The sequence below is a fragment of the Desertihabitans aurantiacus genome, from assembly GCF_003344635.1.
Taxonomy (GTDB): Bacteria; Actinomycetota; Actinomycetes; order Propionibacteriales; family Propionibacteriaceae; genus Desertihabitans; species Desertihabitans aurantiacus.
In genome coordinates this window covers 1-1,783 of record NZ_QPKK01000451.1, presented here as the reverse complement: position 1 = coordinate 1,783, position 1,783 = coordinate 1, and the positions used below count along the sequence as shown (strand labels likewise).

Below are 1,783 nucleotides of genomic sequence, written 5' to 3'. Positions count from 1 at the left end.
CCGAGGCGTTCGCCGTGCTGGACCCCGCGGACCCGACGCGCGGCGGGCTGGCCCCGGTGGTGCTGGGCCGCCGTGGCCCGCTCACCGCCGAGGACTACCTGCGCACCCGGCTGGTCGAGCTGGTGGTGCACGCCGACGACCTGCACCGCGTCCTCGACCCCGCCGGGCCGACGCCGGTGCTCCCGCCCGCGGCGGCCGAGGTCGCCTCCGCCCTGCGGGACGCGTACCGCGAGCGGGCCGGCAGCGACCCGTCGCCGGCCGACGACCTCGACTGGATCCGCCTGGCCACCGGCCGCACCCCGAGCGAGGACGTCCACCTGCCGGTGCTCTGAGCCGTGCGGGTCAGTCCGCGTCGCGGAGCACGTCGTGCAGCCGACGCGCCGCCGCCCCCAGCGCGGCCTCCGCGGCGGGCTGCACCGTGGCGGCGACCCGGGACTCGCTGAGCACCGCGATCGCGAACCGCTGGCCGTCGTCGTGCTCGAGCACCCCGGCCTCGTGGCGCAGGGTGAGGAAGGTGCCGGTCTTGGAGCTCCAGCGTGCGGCGTCGCTCTCCAGGTCGGGCGCCAGCCGGTGCCGCAGCAGGTTGGTGCCCATCAGCGCCCGCAGCCGCTCCGCCCACGGCCCGGTGCTCGACCAGGTGTCGGCCAGCAGCCCGACCAGGCCCCGGGCGCTGCCGCTGTTGGCGTGGGAGACGTCCAGCTGGGGCACCAGGCTGCCGCCCTCACCGGTCGCGGCCCGGGCCGCCAGCGCGAGCGCGAGGTGCTCCTGGTCGGCCCCGAGCCGGGTGAGGAGGCTGTCGTGCAGAGCCTGGATGGGGTGGCGGACGGTGACGTCGACGTGGCCGCGCCGGCGCAGCTCCGCGGTGACGGCGGCCGGCGGCAGCAGCCGGAACAGCAGGTCGGTGGCGGTGTTGTCGCTCAGCCCGAGCGCGAGGTAGAGCAGGTCCTCGACCGCGATCTCGGCCGGGTGGCGGAACCGGGAGAGACCGCTCGGACCCGGGGTGCGGTCCTCGTCGGTGACGGTGAGCGTGTCCGACAGGGCGAACGGTGCTCCGGGCGCCTCGGCCCGCAGCAGGACGGCGGCGGCCAGCGGCACCTTGACCACCGACGCGAGCGGCAGCTGGCGGTCGGCGTCGAGGGCCAGCTCCCGCCCGGTGCGCAGGTCGCGCACGCAGATCCCCGCTGTCAGCCCGGCCGCCGCGAGGTCGTGGCGCACCTCCCGCAGCGCCCGTTCCTCAGCCAGCACGGCCGTCCTCCTCGCTCGTGTCCCCGGGCCCGGTCAGCAACGTCCCCAGCAGCTCGACCAGGTCGGCGTCGGTGCTGGCCGGACGTCCCGGGTCGCTGCTGGCCAGCAGCCGTCCGCGGACCAGCGTGAGGCCGGCCAGCGGTCGCCAGCCCAGCCCGCAGCGGGCCGCGTCGACGCGGGTGGTGAGGACCAGGTCGTCCCGGGTGAGCACCCGGTGCACCGCGGCCACCACCGAGCCGGCCCGCCGCAGCTGGGAGGCCGCCAGCCCGTGCCGGTCGCGGTAGCGCTCGAGGGGGTCGCGCAGGTGGGTGACGTCGTCCTCGGGTAGCAGCCAGAGCAGCCGCGGACTGCCGGCACCGCGGCCGGGACGCAGCGACTCCAGGTGCAGCGGCGGGCCGTCCTCCCGCGACCCGAGCCCGAGCGGGACGCGCCAGCGCGCCACGTCGGCGGCGGCCGGCAGCACCGCCAGGTCGGTCCGGTCGTCGGCCAGCAGCTGGGCCCGCCGGGCGGGGACGTCCTGCAGCACCTCGACATCGGT

At 77.6% G+C, this 1,783-nt stretch carries 2 protein-coding genes and 1 pseudogene; 1 reads left to right on the top strand and 2 read right to left on the bottom strand.

What is annotated here, in order from left to right; translation table 11 throughout:
* Window positions 1–332: hypothetical protein (locus tag DVA66_RS20075; protein WP_408608939.1), on the top strand; the 332-nt coding region annotated here is incomplete at its 5' end.
* A gap of 10 nt (window positions 333–342) precedes the next feature.
* Here DVA66_RS20075 and DVA66_RS20070 read toward each other — a convergent pair.
* Both DVA66_RS20070 and DVA66_RS20065 read right to left on the bottom strand, forming a co-directional pair.
* Window positions 343–1,245: a serine hydrolase gene (locus DVA66_RS20070; protein ID WP_198671993.1), complete on the bottom strand. Its 903-nt coding sequence runs from the start codon at window positions 1,243–1,245 to the stop codon at window positions 343–345.
* A pseudogene (locus DVA66_RS20065) lies at window positions 1,235–1,783 on the bottom strand (hypothetical protein); the annotation flags it as partial. The gene DVA66_RS20070 and the pseudogene DVA66_RS20065, both read right to left, overlap by 11 nt.